The sequence below is a fragment of the Mumia zhuanghuii genome, assembly GCF_042681565.1.
Lineage (GTDB): Bacteria > Actinomycetota > Actinomycetes > Propionibacteriales > Nocardioidaceae > Mumia.
Map to the genome: position 1 here is coordinate 501,247 of NZ_JBHUFT010000002.1, position 18,594 is coordinate 519,840.

An 18,594-nucleotide genomic window follows, 5' to 3' on the forward strand; every position below is an offset into this window, starting at 1 on the left:
CTCAGTTGCTCTCCGCACTACTTCCCAGGAGACAAAGCAATGCCCACGCCCACAAAGGGTCCGCGGTTCGGCGGGAGCCCGGCGCACCAGCGCCTCATCCTCGCCAACCTCGCACAGAGCCTGTTCGAGCACGGCCGCATCACCACCACCGAGGCCAAGGCCAAGCGCCTTCGCCCGTACGCCGAGTCGCTGATCACCCGCGCCAAGGTCGACACGGTCGCCAACCGGCGCCAGGTCGTCAAGGTGATCCGTGACAAGGGCATCCTGCACGAGCTGTTCACCGAGATCGCGCCGAAGTACACGACGCGCCCCGGTGGCTACACGCGCATCACCAAGATCGGGCCGCGCAAGGGCGACAACGCCCCCATGGCCGTGATCGAGCTCGTCGAGGAGAAGGACTTCTCCGTCACGACGAAGACGCCGAAGAAGGCCGCGAAGGCTGAGGCCGCCCCGGTCGAGGCCCCCGAGAGCGCCGACGAGGTCAAGGACCAGATCGCCGCTGCCGACGAGGCCGAGGTCGAGGCGACCGCCGACGAGGCACCTGCTGCCGACGAGGCGACCGCCGACAAGGCCGAGGGTGACGCCGACAAGGCCTGACCCCTCACGGTTCCCCACGAGGGCCGGCACCAGTCCCGTACGGGGCGGGTGCCGGCCCTCGTCTCGTGACCGGCGGGAGAGCCGAGATCGACGTGCAACGAGGCCTGCAGCACGGCCCGCGTGCCCCTAGGCTGCGGTCGTGCTCATCATCGCGATCATCCTCTTCGGCATGCTGGCCGGCGCTCTTGCCCAGCTCATCCTCGGACGCGGAATGTCCGGCATCGACTGGACCGTCGCCTTCGTCTCCGGGATCGTCGGGTCCTTCGTCGGGGGGCTGCTCGTCAGCCTTCTCGCCGGCGACGGGCTCGAACTCCGTCCCAGCGGGATCGTCGGCTCGGTCATCGGTGCCCTGATCGTCACGTTCGCGTGGCAGTGGTGGCGCGGCCGCGCGCAGACGAGCCACTAGCCCGAAGGAATCCCACGGGCACCTCGTGGCGTTGTCATGAGGTATGGCGTCTCCCAAGCTCTCGGTCCTCGACCTCGTCCCCGTCCGTACCGACCAGACGACCTCTGACGCGCTCGCCGCGACGACCGCGCTCGCGGGCGTGGCCGACCGGCTCGGGTTCACGCGCTACTGGGTCGCCGAGCACCACAACATGCCGGCGGTCGCGGCGACGTCCCCGCCCGTCCTGATCGCGATCCTCGCGGCGCAGACCGCGCGCATCCGCCTCGGATCGGGGGGAGTGATGCTCCCGAACCACGCGCCGCTCGCGGTCGCCGAGCAGTTCGCGCTGCTCGAGGCGGCGTACCCGGGCCGAATCGATCTCGGGCTCGGTCGCGCGCCCGGCTCCGATCCGGTGACCTCGTGGGCGCTTCGCGGTGCCGCGGGCCGCGACGACACGGACGTCCAGCAGTTCCCGCAGTACCTCGACGACGTGATGGCCCTGATGGACTCGACCGTGGGCGTCCGGGTTCCGATCCGCGGCGAGGACTACCGGCTCCGCGCGACGCCGAGCGCGACGTCGACGCCGCGTCAGTGGCTGCTCGGCTCTTCGACCTACTCCGCGCACCTCGCCGCCGCCAAGGGGCTGCCGTACGTGTTCGCGCACCACTTCTCGGGCCAGGGGACGGCTGAGGCGCTGGAGATCTATCGGCGCGAGTTCCAACCGAGCGTGCACACGCCCGAGCCGACGACGTTCCTCACCGTTAACGTGGTCGTCGCCGAGACGTACGAGGAGGCAGCCGCGCTCGCGATCCCCAACCTGCAGTCGATGGCGCGGCTGAGGACGGGCGCTCCGTTGGCGGCGTTGGACCTCGTGGAGGCCGCCGAGAAGCAGGAGCTGAGCGAACCTCAGCGCGCGATGGTCGAGGACGGACTGGTGCGCAACGTCGTCGGTGATCCGACGCAGGCCGCCGAGCGGATCCGTGCTCTGGCCGCGCAGTTCGACGTGGACGAGGTGATGGTGCACCCGGTTGCGTCCGCGTGGCACGGTGGCGACCCGCGGCGGTCCGTCGCCCGCGAAAGAACGCTCGAGCTCCTGGTCGCTGCGCTCGTCGACTGACCCAGGACAGGTCACGCTAGGACCATGGCCCTCGCCGTCTGCGTCCTGTTCGATGCGCGGACCGAGCGTAGGATCCGCGAGCTGTGGGCGCGCCTGGAGTCGCGTGGCGTGCACACCCTCGCGACCCACACGCACGGCCGGCACCACCCCCACCTCTCGTACGCGGTGCTGCGGGAGTGGGATCTGGAAGCCGTGCACCAGGCGGTGGACAGGCTTCCCGATGGTGGTCCGTTCACCTTGACGTGCCAGGGCACGCTCGCGTTCCCGCGCGGGCGTGCCGCGCTGGCGCCGTCACTGACTGCCGAGCTGGCGCGGCGCCAGGAGTCCGTCGTGGCGGCCGTACGGGCGACGGGCGCCGACCTGCACCGCAACTATGCCGAGGGGGCCTGGGTCCCGCACGTCTCCCTCGCGACGCGGGCCCCGGGCGCGCTCCTCCCGGTGGTCGTCGCGGCGGTCGCTGACGTGCTCCCGATGCCTCTCGTGGTGAACCGTGCCGCGCTCGTCGACAGCGGGACGGGGGAGACCGTCGTGCTCCCCCGCATCCCGTGACGCGCGTGTGCTCAGGCGGTGTCGCCGTTCTTGCCGGTCGTGACGCCCACGCCGTTGGCGGCCTTGTCGACCGAGCGGTGCAGGAGCGCCCCAAGGTCGAGACCTGTGGACGTCTTGAGCATCTGCAGGGTCTGGACGACGTTGTCGTTGACCTGCTTCGGCAACGCGCCCGCACCGTCGGTCGACAGGATCGTGAGCTGGTCGATCGCCGCGATCGGCGCGGCGACCTCCTTGGCGATCTGGGGGAGGACCTCGATGACCATCTGCAGCACGGCCGCGTCGTTGTAGCCGGCGAACGCAGCGGCGCGCTTGTCCATCGCCTCGGCCTCGGCATGGCCGATCGCGAGGGTCGCCGCTGCCTGTGCCTCGCCCTCTGCACGGGTCGCCTCGGCCTCGGCCACACGGCGAGCCTTCTCGGCCTCGCCTCGCCGCGCACCCTCGATGGCCTCGGCCTCGGCGAGCGCCGCACGGCGTGACTTCTCGGCCTCGCCGGACAGGCGGGCCTCCTCGGCGTTGGCCTCGGCGGCAGCGATGGTGGACGCCTTACGGCCCTCAGCCGCGGCGATCTCGGACGTACGCCGCGCCTCCGCCTCCTGCTCGACCTTGTAGCGCTCGGCGTCGGCAGGCTTGCGCACCTGGGTCTCGAGCTGGCGCTCGGTCAGGGCCGCCTGACGGACGGCGACCTTCTCCTGCTCGGCGAGGACCGCCTGGTCGCGATCGGCCTGGGCGAGCGGTCCGGCCGAGGCCGCGTTGGCCGCCGCGGCATCCGTCTCGGACTTGATCTCGGCCTGCTTGAGGGCGAGCGTGCGCTGGGCGATGGCGATCTCCTCCTCCGCCTTCAGGCTCGCCTGCTCGGCGGCCTGACGCGCTGCGGCCTCGGCGATCGCGGCGGTCTGGCGGATGCGGGCCGCCTCGGGGCGCCCGAGGTCCGACAGGTAGCTGCCGTCATCGGTGACGTCCTGGATCTGGAACGTATCGAGGATCAGACCCTGGCCCGTCAGGGAGTTCTCGGACTCGTCGGCGACGCGCTGGGCGAACGCGGCACGATCACGGATGATCTGCTCGACGGTCAGCCCGCCGACGATCGAGCGCAGCGCACCTGCCAGCACCTCCTGCGTGAACGGCTCGATGTCGCCCTGCTGGGAGAGGAACCGCTGGGCGGCGAGCCGGATCTGGTCGGCATTGCCCCCGACCTTGACGATCGCCACGCCCTCCACGTTGAGCTTGATGCCCTGCCCGGAGACTGCGCCGCGGATCTGCACGGAGATGCGACGGCTCTACAGGTCCATCGTCGCGAGCTTCTGGACGAAGGGGATGACGAACGTGCCGCCGCCGAGGATCACCTTCTGGCCCGAGAGGTCGGTCGTCAGTGCGCCCGTCTCGGGGTTGAGGACGGCCTTGCCCTTGCGCCCGGTCACGATGAAGGCCTGGTTGGGGCCGGCGACCTTGTAGCGACTGGTGACCAGCAGCAGGAGGAGCACCAGGAGGACGACGAAACCGGCCACGGGGACGAGCACGGAGGAGGACACGGCGGGGGCCTTTCGGGAAGGGTTAGGCGATCTCGTCCCACACGGGGGCCACGATGACTGCCGTCGGCGACAGGACTTCGGTGATGTGGACCTCGGCGCCGGCGTCCAAGGGGCGCACGGAGCGGGCGTTGAGCTGGAGGGTGTGGCCGCCGACGGCGACCCGGACGAGCCCGTAGCCGTCGGCGGGGACCTCGGACACGATGCGCCCGCTGCGGCCGATGCTGTCGGCGACCGACGGCGTCGCATCGCTCCCGCCGCCTCGCACCAGCCCGGTCAGCCATCCGGCGAACCAGGCCACGAGGACACCGGAGACGACGGCGACGGGAAGACTGACGAGGAGCCGGAGCCCCAGCCCGTCGGCCAGGGCGCCGCCGAAGCCGAAGGCGGCGACGAAGCCACCGATGACGGCGCTCGAAAAGACGTCGCCCGGCAGCCCGTCGGTGAGCCCGTCGAACAGGTCGCCGACCAGCAGGGACACCGCGAGCAGCGCGAGGCCGAGCAGGCCGAGGATCACGTAGACGGTCACGTCGAGGGACTCCGTACGTCGGGGGCTTCGCTGGAGCGTAGTGCATGGGGGATCGTGGATACCGGCTTGACGGAGAGCGGACACTGGGGGACGTGACCCACGTCGATCTGTCCGGAATCCGCTACGACCTCCCAGACGGGAGAGTCCTGCTGGACGACGTCTCGTTCCGGGTCGGGGACGGTGCCGTCGTGGCGCTCGTCGGGGCCAACGGCGCGGGCAAGACGACGCTGATGAAGATCATCACCGGCGAGATCACGCCGCACGCCGGTACCGTCGCGCGCAGCGGTGGTCTGGGGGTGATGCGCCAGATGGTGACGCGACACCCCGACGGCTCCCACCTCGAGACCGTGCGCGAGCTGCTCCTCTCCGTCGCGCCGCCGCGCGTGCGCCTTGCCGCCGCGCGCCTCGACGAGGTGGAGCTGGCACTCATGGAGCACGACGACGAGGCGACCCAGATGCGCTACGCATCTGCTCTCGCCGAGTACGCCGACGCCGGTGGCTACGAGGTCGAGGTCACCTGGGACGCCTGCTGCACCGCCGCGCTGGGGATCTCGTACGAGCGGGCGAAGTGGCGCGACCTGTCCACGATGTCCGGCGGCGAGCAGAAGCGCCTCGTGCTCGAGGGTCTGCTCCGCGGCCCCGACGAGGTGCTGCTCCTCGACGAGCCTGACAACTATCTCGACGTGCCCGGCAAGCAGTGGCTCGAGAGCCAGCTCGACGCCACCCAGAAGACGGTGCTGTACGTGAGCCACGACCGCGCCCTGCTCGCGAACACCGCGACCCGGATCGTGGCGCTCGAGCTGGGGGCGGCCGGGAGCACGACGTGGACGCACCCCGGCGGGTTCGCGACCTACCACGAGGCGCGCGCGGCCCGGTTCGCCCGGCTCGAAGAGCAGCGCAGGCGCTGGGACGAGGAGCACCACAAGCTGCGCGAGCTGATGCTCATGTACAAGAACAAGGCGGCGTACAACTCCGACATGGCCGCGCGCTATCGGGCGGCTCAGACGCGGCTGCGCAAGTTCGAGGAGGCGGGCCCGCCGGAGGAGGTCCCGCACGAGCAGAACGTCGCGATGCGCCTGACCGGTGGTCGTACGGGCAAGCGCGCGGTGGTCTGCGAGGACCTGGAGCTCACCGGACTCATGCGGCCCTTCGACCTCGAGGTCTGGTACGGGGAGCGGGTCGCCGTGCTCGGATCGAACGGGTCGGGCAAGTCGCACTTCCTGCGCCTGCTCGCGGCCGGAGGCACGCGGCCCGACATCGAGCATGCGCCGGTCGCCGGGTCGGACGGCGACGCGGTCGCGTCCGTCGCTCACACCGGGTTGGCGCGTCTGGGCGCCCGTGTGAGGCCGGGGCTTTTCGTGCAGACCCACACCCATCCCGAGCTCGTCGGCCGCACCCTGCTCGAGATCCTGCACCGAGGCGAGGTCGATGCGCGGGGGATCGGGCGTCGCGGGATGGGACGCGAAGAGGCGGCCCGCAAGCTGGACCGCTACGGCCTGGCCCGCTCTTCCGAGCAGACCTTCGACTCGCTCTCGGGCGGTCAGCAGGCCCGCTTCCAGATCCTGCTGCTCGAGCTCTCAGGGGCGACGCTGCTCCTGCTTGACGAGCCGACCGACAACCTCGACGTCGAGTCGGCGGAGGCGCTCGAGGACGGCTTGGAAGCATTCGACGGGACCGTCCTCGCGGTGACCCACGACCGATGGTTCGCACGCCGGTTCGACCGGTTCCTCGTGTTCGGGGAGGACGGCACGGTCTACGAGAGCGACGAGCCGGTGTGGGACGAGGGTCGGGTCGCGCGCCAGCGCTGATCAGGCCGTACGGCGCGCGTGCGCGAGGTCGTCGGGCGCCAGCGCGACGAGAGCCTCGTCGGTGGCGAGGTGCAGCACCTCGAGGGGCAGGCGGACGAAGCGGCCGGCGTCGAGCAGCGCGCGGGCCCATGCGCGGTCGTCCTCGGTGATCCCCGCCCGCCCAGGACGCGTCAGCAGGACGGCGAGCGATCCGTCGGGCGCGCCGTCGTCGACGAGGCTGCGCGCCTGTGCGAGGAGCTGGCGGACGCCGGCGGGGTCGGGGGAGGTCGGGCACTCGTCGATCTTGACGAGGGGCGGCACCATGCGGCGGTCGACATCGACGCAGGCGAGCCACAGGGCGCGGCGGGAGAAGCCGAGCTCACCCATCAAGGCGCACCACCGCTCGTGGAGCGCACGCTGGTCGGGCATCGGGTCGTCGGGGGAGGGGAAGGTGGGATCGCTCATGGCCCAAGCCTGCCGCGATCGTGCGCGACGCCGCGGAGCTTATCCACAGGCCTTCGTCCGAGGCGGTCCTGAGCTCAGCCGCGGCGTACGAGGAGCACCCGGAAACCCTTGGCGCTCGCGGCCTTCTCGGTCGGCCAGCCCTGGTCGGCGAGCCAGCGGGCGAGGGAGTCGGCACCGAGGTTCTTGCCGACCACCAGGCGAGCGACGCCGTCCTCGGCGAGCCGGGGGAGCCAGGTGAGGAGCAGCGCGTGGAGCGCCTCCTTGCCGATCCGGATCGGCGGGTTGGACCAGATCTCGTCGAAGGTCACCGTGGCCGGCACGTCGCTGGGAAGGGACGCGACGACACGGTCGGCGACCCCCGCACGCGCCGCGTTGTCGCGGGTCAGCGTCAACGCGCGGGCGTTGGTGTCGACGGCGTGCACCGTGCACCCCGGGACCTCCGCGGCCACGGCGCACGCGATCGGTCCCCACCCGCACCCCAGGTCGAGCACCGTGCTCGCATGGTCGGGAGGGTCGAACGTCTTCAGCAGCACCGCCGTCGCCTTGTCGAGCCCGTCGCGCGCGAAGACCCCGGCAGCGGTGGTGAAGACGTAGTCGTGGTCCCAGATCCGCGCGCGGACGTCGCGGCGCTCCTCGGGGCCCGAGGGAGACGCGTCGAAGTAGTGCTCAGTCATCCTCGGGGCTTTCGATGGTCCCGCGGAACTGGCGGCTCTCCTGGGCGCGGTCGGCCAGCTGCGAGTCGGCCGGGTAGACGACCTCCTCGAGGGTGAGTCCGTGTGCGGGCATCACCTTGACCCGGGAGTCGCGGACCTTGGCCTTGAGGACCCTCGTCATCCAGGCAGGCTCATTGCGTCCTTCGCCGACGGCGGTGAGTGCGCCCATGAGCGAGCGCACCATCGAGTGGCAGAACGCGTCGGCGACCACGGTCGTCTCGACGATGCCGGTGTCGGTGCGTCGCGTCGTCAGCTGGATGAGGCTGCGGATCGTGCTCGCGCCCTCCCTGCGACGGCAGAACGCGGCGAAGTCGTGCTCGCCGAGGATGCCGACGGCTGCGTCGTTCATCGCCGAGATGTCGAGTGGCTTGTGGTGGTGGACGACATGGTTGCGGTGCAGCGGGTCGGGCCCGGTGGGGCCGTCCCAGATGCGATAGACGTAGCGGCGCCGCAGCGCCGAGAAGCGTGCGTCGAACCCCACGGGCGCCAGGCGCGCCGACCGGACGACGATGTCGTCGGGGAGCACCCGGTCGAGGCGACGGACCAGGTGGGTCTCGTCGGTCTCGACGTCGTCGGGGAGGTCGACGTGCACGACCTGCCCGCGGGCGTGGACGCCGGTGTCCGTCCGTCCGGCCACCGTCAGGCGTGCCGGCTCGTCGAGTCGGAGGACGAGCGTGAGCGCGTCCTCGATCGACTGCTGCACCGAGGGGAGCCCGGGTTGGGTGGCCCAGCCACGGTAGGCCGCACCGTCATAGGCGAGGTCGAGTCTCCAGCGCACCTGATCAACCTATCGAGCGCGTCAACCCGTGACGTCGGCGGTGGGTGCGCCGACCTCGAGCACCAGCTTGCCGGTGTTCACTCCCGCATAGAGCCCGAGCAGTGCCTCCGGGAACGCCTCGACCCCTCCAGCAAGAACGGTCTCGCGGGCCACGACCGTGCCGTCGGCGATCCAGCGGCCGATCTTCTCGCGGGCCTCGGGGTAGCGGTCCTCGTAGTCGAACACGACGAACCCGGTCATCGACGCCCGGAAGACGAGCAGCGACATGTAGCGGCTCGGCCCCGGCGGGAGCGCGGTCTCGTTGTAGCCCGAGATCGCACCGCAGATCACGACGCGCGCGCCGCGGCGCAGGTTGGCCAGCCCGGCGTCGAGGGTGTCGCCGCCGACGTTGTCGAAGAAGACGTCGATCCCGTCGGGAGCGACCTCACGCAGTCGCTTGAGGACGTTCACAGGCTTTGAATCGTGCACAGCCTTGTAGTCGATCACGGCGTCGAAGCCGATCGAGGTCAGCCAGTCGCACTTGTCTGCGCCGCCGGCGATGCCGATGACGGTGCAGCCCAGGGCCTTCGCGATCTGCCCGACCATGCTGCCGACAGCGCCCGCAGCACCGGAGACGAGCACGGTGTCGCCGGCGCTCGCGCGGCCGACGTCGAGCAGCCCGAAGTACGCCGTCATGCCCGGCATCCCGAGGGCCCCGAGCCAGGTCGGCGTGCCAGCGACGTCGGGGTCGACGAGGACGAGACCCTCGCCGTCGGAGAGGGCGTACTCGGTGACGCCGAAGCTGCCGGTGACGGTGTCACCCACCGCGTACGAGGGGTGCTGGGACGCGACGACGGTGCCGGCGGCGCCCGCACGCATCACCTCGCCGATGCCGACCGGCGGGACGTACGACCTGACGTCGTTCAGCCAGCCGCGCATCGCGGGGTCGAGCGAGACGTGGCTGACGGCGACGACGAGCTCACCGGGCCCGGGCTCCGGCAGGTCGGTTGTCGTGAGGTCCCAGGTCTGCGGGCCGGGGTAGCCGACCGGGCGCTCGCGCAGGCGTACCTGGCGGCTCGCGTACGGGCCTGTGCTCGCGGGCTTGCTTGTGGACGTCTCGGTCATCGACTCCTCCTCGGCCGGTGGCTCACGCCACTGTAGGCGGGCGGGAGAGACGCCGAAGGGCGCCCCCCGACGTGCGGGAGGCGCCCTTCGTGGACGTCGTGGACGGCGTGGACGCTCAGGCCCAGCGCTCGCTGCTCGACGGGAAGACCAGACCGCGCTCGCCGGTGTAGATCTGCTTCGGGCGGGCGATCTTCTGCTCCGAGTCGTTGACCAGCTCGAGCCACTGTGCCAGCCAGCCGGCCGTGCGCGGGATCGCGAACAGCACGGTGAACATCTCCGGCGGGAACTGCAGCGCCTCGTAGATGAGGCCCGAGTAGAAGTCGACGTTGGGGTAGAGCTTGCGCTTGACGAAGTACTCGTCCTCGAGCGCGATCTTCTCCAGCTCGACGGCGATCTTGAGGAGCGGGTTGACCCCGGTGACCTCGAAGACGTCGTCGGTCGCCTTCTTGATGATCGTGGCGCGCGGGTCGTAGTTCTTGTAGACCCGGTGGCCGAAGCCCATCAGCCGCTCGTTGCCGGCCTTGACACCCTCGATGAAGGCGGGGACGTTGCTCACGTCGCCGATGCGGCGCAGCATCTTGAGGACGGCCTCGTTGGCGCCACCGTGCAGCGGGCCGTAGAGCGCGCCGATGCCGGCCGAGACCGCCGAGTAGGGGTCGACCTGGCTCGAGCCGACCGAGCGCACCGCGTTCGTCGAGCAGTTCTGCTCGTGGTCGGCGTGGAGGATGAAGAGCACCTCGAGCGCCTTGACGAGACGCGGATCGGCCTCGTACTTCGCCTCGCTCATCTTGAACAGCATCGCGAGGAAGTTCTCGGCGTACGACAGGTCGTTGTCGGGGTAGACGTAGGGCTTGCCCTGCGCGTGACGGAACGACCAGGCACCCAGTGTCGGCATCTTGGCGATCATGCGGACGATCTGGAGGTGGCGCGTCTCCGCGTCGTGGATGTTGCGGGCCTCGGGGTAGAACGTCGAGAGGCCACCGACCGCCGAGAGCAGCATGCCCATCGGGTGCGCGTCGTAGCGGAAGCCCTGCATGAGCGACTTGATGTTCTCGTGCACGAAGGTGTGGAACGTGATGTCGTGCACCCAGGAGTCGTACTGCTCCTTGGACGGCAGGTCACCGTTGATCAGCAGGTAGGCGACCTCGAGGAACGACGACTTCTCGGCCAGCTGCTCGATCGGGTAGCCCCGGTACTCCAGGATCCCCTTCTCGCCGTCGATGAAGGTGACGGCCGAGCGAGTGCTGGCGGTGTTGGTGAAGCCGGGGTCGTACGAGGCGATCCCGGGCTCGTCGTCGCTGACCCGGATCTTGCCGAGGTCGCTCGCCCGGATCGTCCCGTCGACGATCGGGAGCACGTACTCCTTGCCGGTCCGGTCGTCGCGGACGGTCAGGGTCTGGCCATCAGCCGAGGGCGTGGCGTCTGTCACGAGGAGGTCTCCTTGCGCCGTGGCGTGCGCACCCTGTGCTGGTACGCAGCTCGAATCGGGGTCCTCGGGGGTGTATCGGACCCCCTCTAACTTATTGCTTCGCGCAAGGGTGCGTGCATCCGGGTCCGTCAACAGGTCCCGGAACAGGGCCTCGGGCGTCGGGTGCTTGGGGCTCGAGGGTACCCTGGAGGTGGCACGTCCGGCGTACGGCGTGCCGCCGTCTGGTCGGTCGGACCCGACGGGAGGGATCGCGGTTGCGAACCCTTCCTGGAGGGGCCGTTTTGACCGAGCGTGTGACGGCTGGGTATTCTTGTACGTCGTTGTGCCTGCAGGTCTTTTCGGACCGTGCGCAGGCACACCACCAGTCCCCATCCATACGAAGGTAGAACAGCGTGCGCACGTACAGCCCGAAGCCTGGTGACGTCGACCGCCAGTGGCACGTCATCGACGCAGAAGACGTGGTGCTCGGACGACTTGCCGTCCAGACAGCGACCCTGCTTCGCGGCAAGCACAAGCCCACGTTCGCTCCGCACATCGACAACGGTGACTTCGTCATCATCGTCAACGCGGAGAAGGTCGCCCTCTCGGGCAACAAGCGCGAGGACAAGCTCGCCTACCGCCACAGTGGCTACCCGGGTGGTCTGAAGCAGATCGCGTACGGCGACCTGCTTGACAAGGACCCGCGCAAGGCCATCGAGAAGGCAGTCTGGGGCATGATTCCCAAGAACCGCCTCGGCCGCGCGCTCATGAGCAAGCTGAAGGTCTACGCCGGCCCGGAGCACCCGCACTCCGCGCAGCAGCCGAAGACCTTCGACATCAAGCAGATCGCCCAGTAGGCCCAGGAAGTAGTGAGGATCAACGTGGCTGAGTCCAGCACCGAGACCGTCGAGACCGACGAGTTCGCCGCCAACGCCGAGGGCGTTGCTTACACCTCCGAGACCGCTCCGAGTGCGGAGTCGGCGGCACGTTCGTCGATCATCGCGCCCTCTGCTGCCACCGGCCGTCGCAAGGAGGCCGTCGCTCGCGTCCGCCTCGTGCCCGGCACCGGCGCATGGACGGTCAACGGCAAGCCGCTCGAGGAGTACCTCCCCAACAAGCTGCACCAGCAGATCGCCAAGGAGGCCTTCGCGAGCACCGGTCTCGGTGAGAGCTTCGACGTGATCGCTCGCGTCTCGGGTGGCGGCATGACCGGTCAGGCCGGCGCGCTGCGCCTCGGCGTGGCCCGCGCGCTGAACGCGGTCGACGAGGAGTCGAACCGCGCCACCCTCAAGAAGGCCGGGCTGCTCACGCGTGACGCCCGCGCCAAGGAGCGCAAGAAGGCTGGCCTCAAGAAGGCCCGCAAGGCGCCTCAGTACAGCAAGCGCTGACGGCGGCAGGGCCTTGGGTCGGATCTTCGGAACCGACGGCGTCCGGGGGGTCGCGAACACCGACCTCACCGCAGAGCTCGCTGTCGACCTGGCAGTGGCAGCAGCTCACGTGCTGGGCGAGACGGGTGCCTTCGCCGATCAGAGGCCGACCGCAGTCGTGGCCCGCGATCCTCGCGCCTCGGGAGAGTTTCTCGAGGCCGCGGTGGTCGCGGGCCTTGCATCTGCGGGGGTGGATGTGCACCGGCTCGGCGTGGTGCCCACCCCGGGAGCCGCCTACCTGACGTCCGCGCTCGCTGCGGACATGGGGGTCATGATCTCCGCGAGCCACAACCCGATGCCGGACAACGGCATCAAGTTCCTGGCTCGTGGGGGGCTCAAGCTCGACGATGCCCTCGAGGACGTCATCGAGCGCACCCTCGAACAGCCTTGGCAGCGTCCGACCGGCGCTGCCGTCGGCCGTATCGGCGACAGCCCGACGGCGCTGCGTACGTACGAGCGCCATCTGGTGCAGGCGGTCGGCCAGCGCCTCGACGGGCTCCGTATCGTCCTCGACTGCGCGAACGGCGCGGCGAGCGAGGTCGGCCCCCAGGCGTTCCGCGAGCTCGGGGCCGAGGTCGTGGCGATCCATGCCGAGCCCGACGGCCTCAACATCAACGAGGGGTGCGGGTCCACTCACCCCGAGGCACTGCAGCGGGTGGTCATCGAGAGCAGTGCTGACGCCGGCTTCGCCTTCGACGGGGACGCCGACCGCTGCCTCGCCGTGGACGCGTCCGGCGAGCTCGTCGACGGCGACCAGATCCTCGCCATCCTCGCCCTCACGCTCAAGGAGCAGGGGCGGCTCGTCAACGACACCGTGGTGGCGACCGTGATGTCCAACCTCGGCTTCGTGCAGGCGATGGACGCCGCAGGTGTCACCGTCGTGCAGACGGCGGTCGGTGATCGCTATGTGCTCGAGGCGATGCGTGCCAGCGGCTTCAACCTCGGTGGCGAGCAGTCGGGGCACGTCATCATGAGCGACCACGCGACGACTGGTGACGGCGTCCTTACCGCGCTCTCGATCGCCGCTCGCCTCGTGTCCTCGGGCCGCACCCTCGCTGATCTCGCGGCCGTCATGCGGCGGCTCCCGCAGGTCCTCGTGAACGTTCCCGGCGTCGACAAGTCTCGCGCGACCACCGACGTCGACGTCGCAGCCGCGGTGGCCGCGGCGACGGCCGAGCTGGACGGGTCCGGGCGGGTGCTCCTGCGCCCCTCCGGCACCGAGCCGCTCGTCCGCGTGATGGTCGAGGCCGCCACGAGCGCCAAGGCCGACGAGGTGGCGCGGCGGCTGGCGGCAGTCGTCGGCAAAGCGCTCGCGCTCTGACGTCGCCGAAATTGCCGCGCGCCTCGTGCTGCTGTCCGCCTACGGTGGTGGGGTGCGCATCGAGGAGGTCGACCCGTTCGACGACGCCGCGCTGGAGGCGTTCCACGCTCACCAGGCGCGGGTGGTCTCCGACCCGTACGACCTGGTCTGGACCCTTGAGGAGACCAGGGTCCGTGCTCGGCTGAGCGACCCGTGGGTCGAGCGTCGGTATGTGTGGGCGCGCGCGGACGACGGCGCGGTGGTGGCCACGGCGGAGCTGGAGCTGTCGCTGCGGGACAACACCGACAGCGTGTGGGCAGACCTCCGTATCGACCCGCGGCGGCGCGCCGAGGCCGGATCCTTCGTCGAGGACCTCAAGCACCGCACCCGCCTCACCGGGCGCTCGCGGCTGGAGGCTGAGGCGCGCTGGGCACCCGAGGAGTCCGGCAGCCCTGACGCGGAGCTGCTGCGGGTGCACGGATTCCGGCTGGGGATCGTCGAGGCGCAACGGGTGCTCGACCTGCCCGCCGACGACGAGCATCTCGCTCGGCTCGCGACACGCGCAGCGCCGCACCACGCGTCGTACGCGCTGCGGACGTGGGTCGGCCCGGTCCCCGAGGATGTGGTGGACGCGTATGCCGCGCTGCGCTCGGTGATGGCCGTCGAGGCGCCGTCGGGGGAGATGGGGTGGGAGGCCGAGGACTTCCCGCCTGACCGGGTCCGGCACGAGGAGCGAGAGTTCGCCGCGCAGCAGCGCACGTCGGTCACCACCGTCGCCGTCCAGGAGGACGGCACGGTCGTCGGGCACAGCCAGATCGTGGTGCCGGGGACCGACCCAGTGAACGCGTTCCAGTGGGACACGCTGGTGCTTCCCGCGCACCGCGGCCACCGCCTGGGCCTCGTGATGAAGGTGCGCAACCTGCGCGCGGCCACGCCGGCGCTCGGCGACCGGTCGCTGCTCCACACCTGGAACGCCGCGGAAAACGCGCCGATGATCGCGGTGAACGAGACGATGGGCTTCCGGCTCGTCGCCTGCACCGGCGCGTTCCGCTGCGACCTGTGACCTGGCGGGGATCCTCAGGCGTCGACGGCGGCGGACGCCCGGTCGCGGACGAGATAGCGCGTCAGCACGACGCCCCACGCTGCGGCGATGAAGAACATCACGAGCCCATACATCGCGCCGGGGATCGAGATCTCGGTCTCGTCGAGGACCTCGACGGCCACGTAGATTGCGAGCGTCGCGTTGTGGACGCCGATCTCGAACGACGACGCGATCGCCTGGCGCTCGGTGACCCCGGCCCAGCGGGGGACGAGATAACCGACGGCGAGGCTGAGCACGCAGAAGAGGGCGGTGACGGCACCGATCTTGGCGGCGTAGTCACCGACGTTCTCGCGCTGGTCGACGAGGATGCCGATCACGAGCACGGCGAGGATCACCGCTGAGGCGATGCGGACCGGCTTGTCCATCCGCCCGGCGAACGCAGGGCGCACCCCGTGCACGAGCATGCCGAGCGCGACCGGCAGGAGGACGATCGCGAAGACCTCGAGGACCTTCGTGAACTGCAGGGACACCGTGTTGTCGGCGTCGAAGTAGGCGATGGCGAGGTTTGTGATCAGGGGCAGTGACACGATCGCGATGATCGAGTTGATCGCCGTCAGCGAGACGTTGAGCGCGACATCGCCCCGGAACAGGTGGCTGTAGAGGTTGGCGCTCGTCCCGCCCGGCGACGCGGCTAGCAGCATCATGCCGACGGCGAGCAGCGGTGGGAGGTCGAACAGCAGGACCAGGCCGAAGCAGAGGGCCGGTAGCAGCAGGAGCTGGCACGACAGGGCGACCACGACGGCACGGGGGTGACGACCGACCCGGCGGAAGTCGTCGATCGTCAGCGAGAGGCCGAGGCCGAACATGATGATGCCGAGGGCGATCGGTAGCCCGACGGTGCTGAGCGCGGAGTCCATGGCGGACACCCTAGGGGTGAGATGTATCACACCGCGAGGGCGGGGCCGGTCTCAGAGCTTACGCAGACGGATCCAGCGCACGGAGTGGTCCGCGTCCTTGCGCAGCACCAAGGTCGCGCGGCCCCGTGTCGGCTCGATGTTGTCCTTGAGATTGGGCCCGTTGATCGAGTCCCACAGCAGCGCCGCCTGCGCCATCGCCTGCTCCTCGTCGAGCGCGCCGTAGCGGACGAAGTAGGAGTCCGGGTTGCGGAACGCGGTCTCGCGCAGCCGCAGGAAGCGTTCGGCGTACCAGCGGCGGATGTCCTTGCGTGCCGCGTCCACGTACACCGAGAAGTCGAAGAAGTCGCTGATCGCGAGACCGGGGCGTCCGTCGCCGCGGGTGCGGGCCGGCTGGAGGACGTTGAGGCCCTCGATGAGGACCACGTCGGGCCGGTTGAGGGTGACCACCTCGTCGGTGACGTCATACGTGAGGTGGGAGTAGACCGGGGCCTCGACGACTTCGCGTCCGGACTTCACGGCCATCACGAAACGCAGCAGCGCCTTGCGGTCGTACGACTCGGGGAACCCTTTGCGCTCCAGCAGCCCACGGCGCTCGAGCTCGGCGTTGGGCAGCAGGAAGCCGTCGGTGGTGACGAGCGACACGTTGCTGTGCGCGTCGTCCTTGGCCAGCAGCTCGCGCAGAAGCCGCGCCGTCGTCGACTTGCCGACTGCGACGGAGCCGGCGATCCCGATGACGTACGGCGTCCGCTGCGGCTGGGGGCGGCGCAGGAACGCCTCCGTCGAGCGGTAGAGCTCACCCGCGTACCGGACCCGCATGCTGATCAGGCGTGCGAGGGGCACATAGACCTGGCGGACCTCCTCGAGGTCCAGCTCGTCCCCAAGACCGCGCACCTTGTCGATCTCGGTCTGGGTGAGCGGTTGGGGCGCGTCACCGGCGAGATCCGCCCAGGCACGTCGTTCGAGCTCGACGTACGGCGAGGTGTCGCTGGAGCCCGGCTGCGTGACCGACATGTTGCCCATTGTTGCCGTCGGCCCCGCGGGACCTGTCGGTACCCTGGAGATCATGTGTGGAATCGTGGGTTACGTCGGTGAGCGCTCAGCCCTGGACGTCGTGCTGGGTGGCCTGCGACGGCTGGAGTACCGGGGCTACGACTCCACCGGCGTGGCATTGGTCGTCGACGGCGCGATCGCGTCGGCAAAGAAGGTCGGCAAGCTTGCCAACCTGGACAAGGCGCTCGCGGAGCGCCCGCTCCCGGCCTCGACCACCGGCATCGGTCACACCCGCTGGGCCACGCACGGCCCGCCGAGCGACCGCAACGCCCACCCGCACGTCTCGCCCGAGGGGCGGGTCGCTGTGGTCCACAACGGCATCATCGAGAACTTCGCCGATCTGCGTACCGAGCTCGAGGCTGACGGTTATGAGTTCGCCTCCGACACCGACACCGAGACCGTGACCCACCTCCTGGACCGCGAGCTGCGGGGCGACGCCCCCGACCTCACCGAGGCCGTACGCCGCGTGTGCGGCCGCCTCGAGGGCGCGTTCACGCTCGTCGTCGCTGACGGGGCTGATCCCGACCGCGTCGTCGGCGCTCGCCGCAACTCGCCGCTGGTCGCTGGCCGCGGGGAAGGCGAGAACTTCCTCGCCTCCGACGTCTCGGCCTTCATCGAGTTCACACGTTCGGCCGTCGAGTTGGGCCAGGACCAGGTCGTGACCATCTCGCGCGACGGCATCGACGTCATCGACTTCGACGGCAGCCCGTCGCCGGTCACCGAGTACCACGTCGACTGGGACGCGTCTGCCGCCGAGAAGGGCGGCTACGAGTGGTTCATGCTCAAGGAGATCGAGGAGCAGCCGCGCGCCGTCGCCGACACCCTGCTCGGGCGCCACGACACGCAGGGGCGGCTCGTGCTCGACGAGATGCGGCTGTCCGACGACGAGCTGCGCGCGATCGACAAGATCGTCATCATCGGGTGCGGCACGGCCTCGTACGCCGGCATGGTCGCGAAGTACGCGATCGAGCACTGGACGCGCATCCCTTGCGAGGTGGAGCTGGCCTCGGAGTTCCGCTACCGGGACCCGATCGTCGGCCGCTCGACGCTGGTGGTCGCGATCAGCCAGTCGGGCGAGACCGCCGACACGCTGCAGGCCATCCGTCACGCCCGCCAGCAGGGCTCCAAGGTGCTCGCGATCTGCAACACCAACGGCTCCACGATCCCGCGCGAGTCCGACGCCGTGCTCTACACCCACGCCGGACCGGAGATCGCCGTCGCCTCGACCAAGGGCTTCCTGACCCAGCTGGTCGCCTGCTACGTCCTCGGGCTCTACCTCTCGCAGGTCCGCGGGACGAAGTACGGCGACGAGGTCGCCTCGACCGTCGCCGAGCTCGAGAAGCTCCCTGCGGGCGTCCAGGAGATCCTCGACCGCGGTGACGAGATCCGTTCGCTCGCGCGTGAGCTCGCCGAGCACCGGACGTTCCTCTTCCTCGGCCGCCACGTCGGCTACCCCGTCGCGCTCGAGGGTGCGCTCAAGCTCAAGGAGCTCGCGTACCTCCACGCCGAGGGGTTCGCGGCCGGCGAGCTCAAGCACGGTCCGATCGCCGTCATCGAGCCCGGCCTCCCCGTCTTCGTCGTCGTCCCGCCCAAGGGCCGCGACCAGCTCCACGAGAAGGTCGTGAGCAACATCCAGGAGATCCGGGCGCGGGGCGCCCGCACCGTCGTCCTCGTCGAGGAGGGGGACACCTCGGTCGACCCGTTCGCCGACGTCGTGATCCGGCTCCCGAAGGCGCCGACGCTCCTGCAGCCGGTCCTGGCGACCGTCCCGCTGCAGATCTTCGCCGCCGAGCTGGCCTCGGTGCTCGGGCACGACGTCGACCAGCCCCGCAACCTCGCCAAGTCCGTCACGGTCGAGTAGCGGCCGGCGGTCCTGCGCCGCCGGCGCGGGGCCCCGCCG

The 18,594-nt window shown here is 70.2% G+C and carries 20 protein-coding genes; 10 read left to right on the forward strand and 10 right to left on the reverse strand.

The genetic code is table 11. The features are described 5' to 3' along the window. Nucleotides 1–39: 39 nt before the first annotated feature. The 4 genes from rplQ to ACFSDF_RS05570 all read left to right on the forward strand — a co-directional run bounded on the left by rplQ (nt 40) and on the right by ACFSDF_RS05570 (nt 2,648). Nucleotides 40–597 carry a 50S ribosomal protein L17 gene (rplQ, locus tag ACFSDF_RS05555; RefSeq protein ID WP_167005627.1) on the forward strand — a complete coding sequence of 186 codons (558 nt, stop codon included), beginning with the start codon at nt 40–42 and terminating at the stop codon, nt 595–597. A gap of 139 nt (nt 598–736) precedes the next feature. Then, the gene (locus tag ACFSDF_RS05560) at nt 737–1,003 is read left to right on the forward strand and encodes a GlsB/YeaQ/YmgE family stress response membrane protein (protein WP_167005624.1); all 267 of its coding nucleotides are present in this window, start codon (nt 737–739) and stop codon (nt 1,001–1,003) included. 43 nt (nt 1,004–1,046) lie between these two features. Next, the gene (locus ACFSDF_RS05565) at nt 1,047–2,099 is read left to right on the forward strand and encodes an LLM class flavin-dependent oxidoreductase (RefSeq protein WP_167005622.1); all 1,053 of its coding nucleotides are present in this window, start codon (nt 1,047–1,049) and stop codon (nt 2,097–2,099) included. A gap of 24 nt (nt 2,100–2,123) precedes the next feature. Continuing rightward, nucleotides 2,124–2,648 carry a 2'-5' RNA ligase family protein gene (locus ACFSDF_RS05570; RefSeq protein ID WP_167005619.1) on the forward strand — a complete coding sequence of 175 codons (525 nt, stop codon included), beginning with the start codon at nt 2,124–2,126 and terminating at the stop codon, nt 2,646–2,648. Nucleotides 2,649–2,659: 11 nt separating this feature from the next. Here the strand turns inward: ACFSDF_RS05570 and ACFSDF_RS05575 are convergent, their stop codons facing one another. Genes ACFSDF_RS05575 through ACFSDF_RS05585 form a run of 3 tightly spaced genes read right to left on the reverse strand, consistent with a single transcriptional unit; the run spans nt 2,660 to nt 4,703 of the window. After that, nucleotides 2,660–3,910, reverse strand: a complete 1,251-nt coding sequence (locus tag ACFSDF_RS05575; RefSeq protein WP_377156584.1) for an SPFH domain-containing protein — start codon at nt 3,908–3,910, stop codon at nt 2,660–2,662. Nucleotides 3,911–3,925: 15 nt separating this feature from the next. Next, entirely contained in the window at nt 3,926–4,177 is a 252-nt protein-coding gene (locus ACFSDF_RS05580; RefSeq protein ID WP_377156586.1) for a hypothetical protein, read from the reverse strand. A gap of 22 nt (nt 4,178–4,199) precedes the next feature. Then, a complete protein-coding gene (locus ACFSDF_RS05585) occupies nt 4,200–4,703 on the reverse strand; it encodes an NfeD family protein (RefSeq protein WP_167005616.1) in 504 nt (167 codons plus the stop codon). 92 nt (nt 4,704–4,795) lie between these two features. On the opposite strand from ACFSDF_RS05585, the gene ACFSDF_RS05590 reads away from it, so the two are divergent. Next, the gene (locus ACFSDF_RS05590; protein ID WP_377156588.1) at nt 4,796–6,511 is read left to right on the forward strand and encodes an ABC-F family ATP-binding cassette domain-containing protein; all 1,716 of its coding nucleotides are present in this window, start codon (nt 4,796–4,798) and stop codon (nt 6,509–6,511) included. Here the strand turns inward: ACFSDF_RS05590 and ACFSDF_RS05595 are convergent, their stop codons facing one another. The 5 genes from ACFSDF_RS05595 to ACFSDF_RS05615 form a co-directional block, all read right to left on the reverse strand. Then, nucleotides 6,512–6,955 carry a hypothetical protein gene (locus tag ACFSDF_RS05595; RefSeq protein WP_167005612.1) on the reverse strand — a complete coding sequence of 148 codons (444 nt, stop codon included), beginning with the start codon at nt 6,953–6,955 and terminating at the stop codon, nt 6,512–6,514. Nucleotides 6,956–7,029: 74 nt separating this feature from the next. Next, a complete protein-coding gene (locus ACFSDF_RS05600) occupies nt 7,030–7,629 on the reverse strand; it encodes a class I SAM-dependent methyltransferase (RefSeq protein WP_167251636.1) in 600 nt (199 codons plus the stop codon). After that, entirely contained in the window at nt 7,622–8,446 is an 825-nt protein-coding gene (truA, locus tag ACFSDF_RS05605) for a tRNA pseudouridine(38-40) synthase TruA (RefSeq protein ID WP_167005608.1), read from the reverse strand. The genes ACFSDF_RS05600 and truA overlap by 8 nt, the downstream gene beginning before the upstream one ends. Nucleotides 8,447–8,467: 21 nt before the next feature. Then, nucleotides 8,468–9,550 (reverse strand): NADP-dependent oxidoreductase, encoded by a 1,083-nt coding sequence (locus ACFSDF_RS05610; protein ID WP_167005606.1) that lies wholly within the window; start codon nt 9,548–9,550, stop codon nt 8,468–8,470. 115 nt (nt 9,551–9,665) lie between these two features. Then, nucleotides 9,666–10,979, reverse strand: coding sequence for a citrate synthase (locus ACFSDF_RS05615; RefSeq protein WP_167005604.1), 1,314 nt, complete (start codon nt 10,977–10,979; stop codon nt 9,666–9,668). A 392-nt stretch (nt 10,980–11,371) separates the two neighbouring features. On the opposite strand from ACFSDF_RS05615, the gene rplM reads away from it, so the two are divergent. From rplM to ACFSDF_RS05635, 4 genes are read left to right on the forward strand one after another with little or no spacing between them, the layout of a single operon-like run. Further along, the gene (gene rplM, locus ACFSDF_RS05620; RefSeq protein WP_167005602.1) at nt 11,372–11,815 is read left to right on the forward strand and encodes a 50S ribosomal protein L13; all 444 of its coding nucleotides are present in this window, start codon (nt 11,372–11,374) and stop codon (nt 11,813–11,815) included. 24 nt (nt 11,816–11,839) lie between these two features. Continuing rightward, nucleotides 11,840–12,346 carry a 30S ribosomal protein S9 gene (rpsI, locus tag ACFSDF_RS05625; RefSeq protein ID WP_167005600.1) on the forward strand — a complete coding sequence of 169 codons (507 nt, stop codon included), beginning with the start codon at nt 11,840–11,842 and terminating at the stop codon, nt 12,344–12,346. Between the two features lie 13 nt (nt 12,347–12,359). After that, complete coding sequence (gene glmM / locus ACFSDF_RS05630) at nt 12,360–13,706, forward strand: phosphoglucosamine mutase (protein WP_377156592.1); 1,347 nt, start codon at nt 12,360–12,362, stop codon at nt 13,704–13,706. A 52-nt stretch (nt 13,707–13,758) separates the two neighbouring features. Further along, a complete protein-coding gene (locus ACFSDF_RS05635; RefSeq protein WP_167005594.1) occupies nt 13,759–14,748 on the forward strand; it encodes a GNAT family N-acetyltransferase in 990 nt (329 codons plus the stop codon). A gap of 14 nt (nt 14,749–14,762) precedes the next feature. On the opposite strand, the gene ACFSDF_RS05640 is transcribed toward ACFSDF_RS05635, so the two are convergent. Together ACFSDF_RS05640 and coaA are read right to left on the reverse strand one after the other, a co-directional pair. Next, on the reverse strand, nt 14,763–15,644 hold the full coding sequence (locus ACFSDF_RS05640) for a bile acid:sodium symporter family protein (protein WP_167005591.1): 882 nt from the start codon (nt 15,642–15,644) through the stop codon (nt 14,763–14,765). A 51-nt stretch (nt 15,645–15,695) separates the two neighbouring features. Further along, a complete protein-coding gene (gene coaA, locus ACFSDF_RS05645) occupies nt 15,696–16,655 on the reverse strand; it encodes a type I pantothenate kinase (RefSeq protein WP_370465451.1) in 960 nt (319 codons plus the stop codon). A 52-nt stretch (nt 16,656–16,707) separates the two neighbouring features. Between coaA and glmS the strand changes: the two genes are divergently transcribed. Then, nucleotides 16,708–18,555 carry a glutamine--fructose-6-phosphate transaminase (isomerizing) gene (gene glmS / locus ACFSDF_RS05650; RefSeq protein WP_167005588.1) on the forward strand — a complete coding sequence of 616 codons (1,848 nt, stop codon included), beginning with the start codon at nt 16,708–16,710 and terminating at the stop codon, nt 18,553–18,555. Nucleotides 18,556–18,594 lie beyond the last annotated feature (39 nt).

Coding starts and splice junctions, on each gene's coding strand:
- rplQ (WP_167005627.1), top strand. CDS start 40: ATGCCCACGCCCACAAAGGGTCCGCGGTTCGGCGGGAGCCCGGCGCAC.
- ACFSDF_RS05565 (WP_167005622.1), top strand. CDS start 1,047: ATGGCGTCTCCCAAGCTCTCGGTCCTCGACCTCGTCCCCGTCCGTACC.
- ACFSDF_RS05570 (WP_167005619.1), top strand. CDS start 2,124: ATGGCCCTCGCCGTCTGCGTCCTGTTCGATGCGCGGACCGAGCGTAGG.
- ACFSDF_RS05595 (WP_167005612.1), bottom strand. CDS start 6,955: ATGAGCGATCCCACCTTCCCCTCCCCCGACGACCCGATGCCCGACCAG.
- ACFSDF_RS05600 (WP_167251636.1), bottom strand. CDS start 7,629: ATGACTGAGCACTACTTCGACGCGTCTCCCTCGGGCCCCGAGGAGCGC.
- ACFSDF_RS05610 (WP_167005606.1), bottom strand. CDS start 9,550: ATGACCGAGACGTCCACAAGCAAGCCCGCGAGCACAGGCCCGTACGCG.
- ACFSDF_RS05640 (WP_167005591.1), bottom strand. CDS start 15,644: ATGGACTCCGCGCTCAGCACCGTCGGGCTACCGATCGCCCTCGGCATC.
- coaA (WP_370465451.1), bottom strand. CDS start 16,655: ATGTCGGTCACGCAGCCGGGCTCCAGCGACACCTCGCCGTACGTCGAG.
- glmS (WP_167005588.1), top strand. CDS start 16,708: ATGTGTGGAATCGTGGGTTACGTCGGTGAGCGCTCAGCCCTGGACGTC.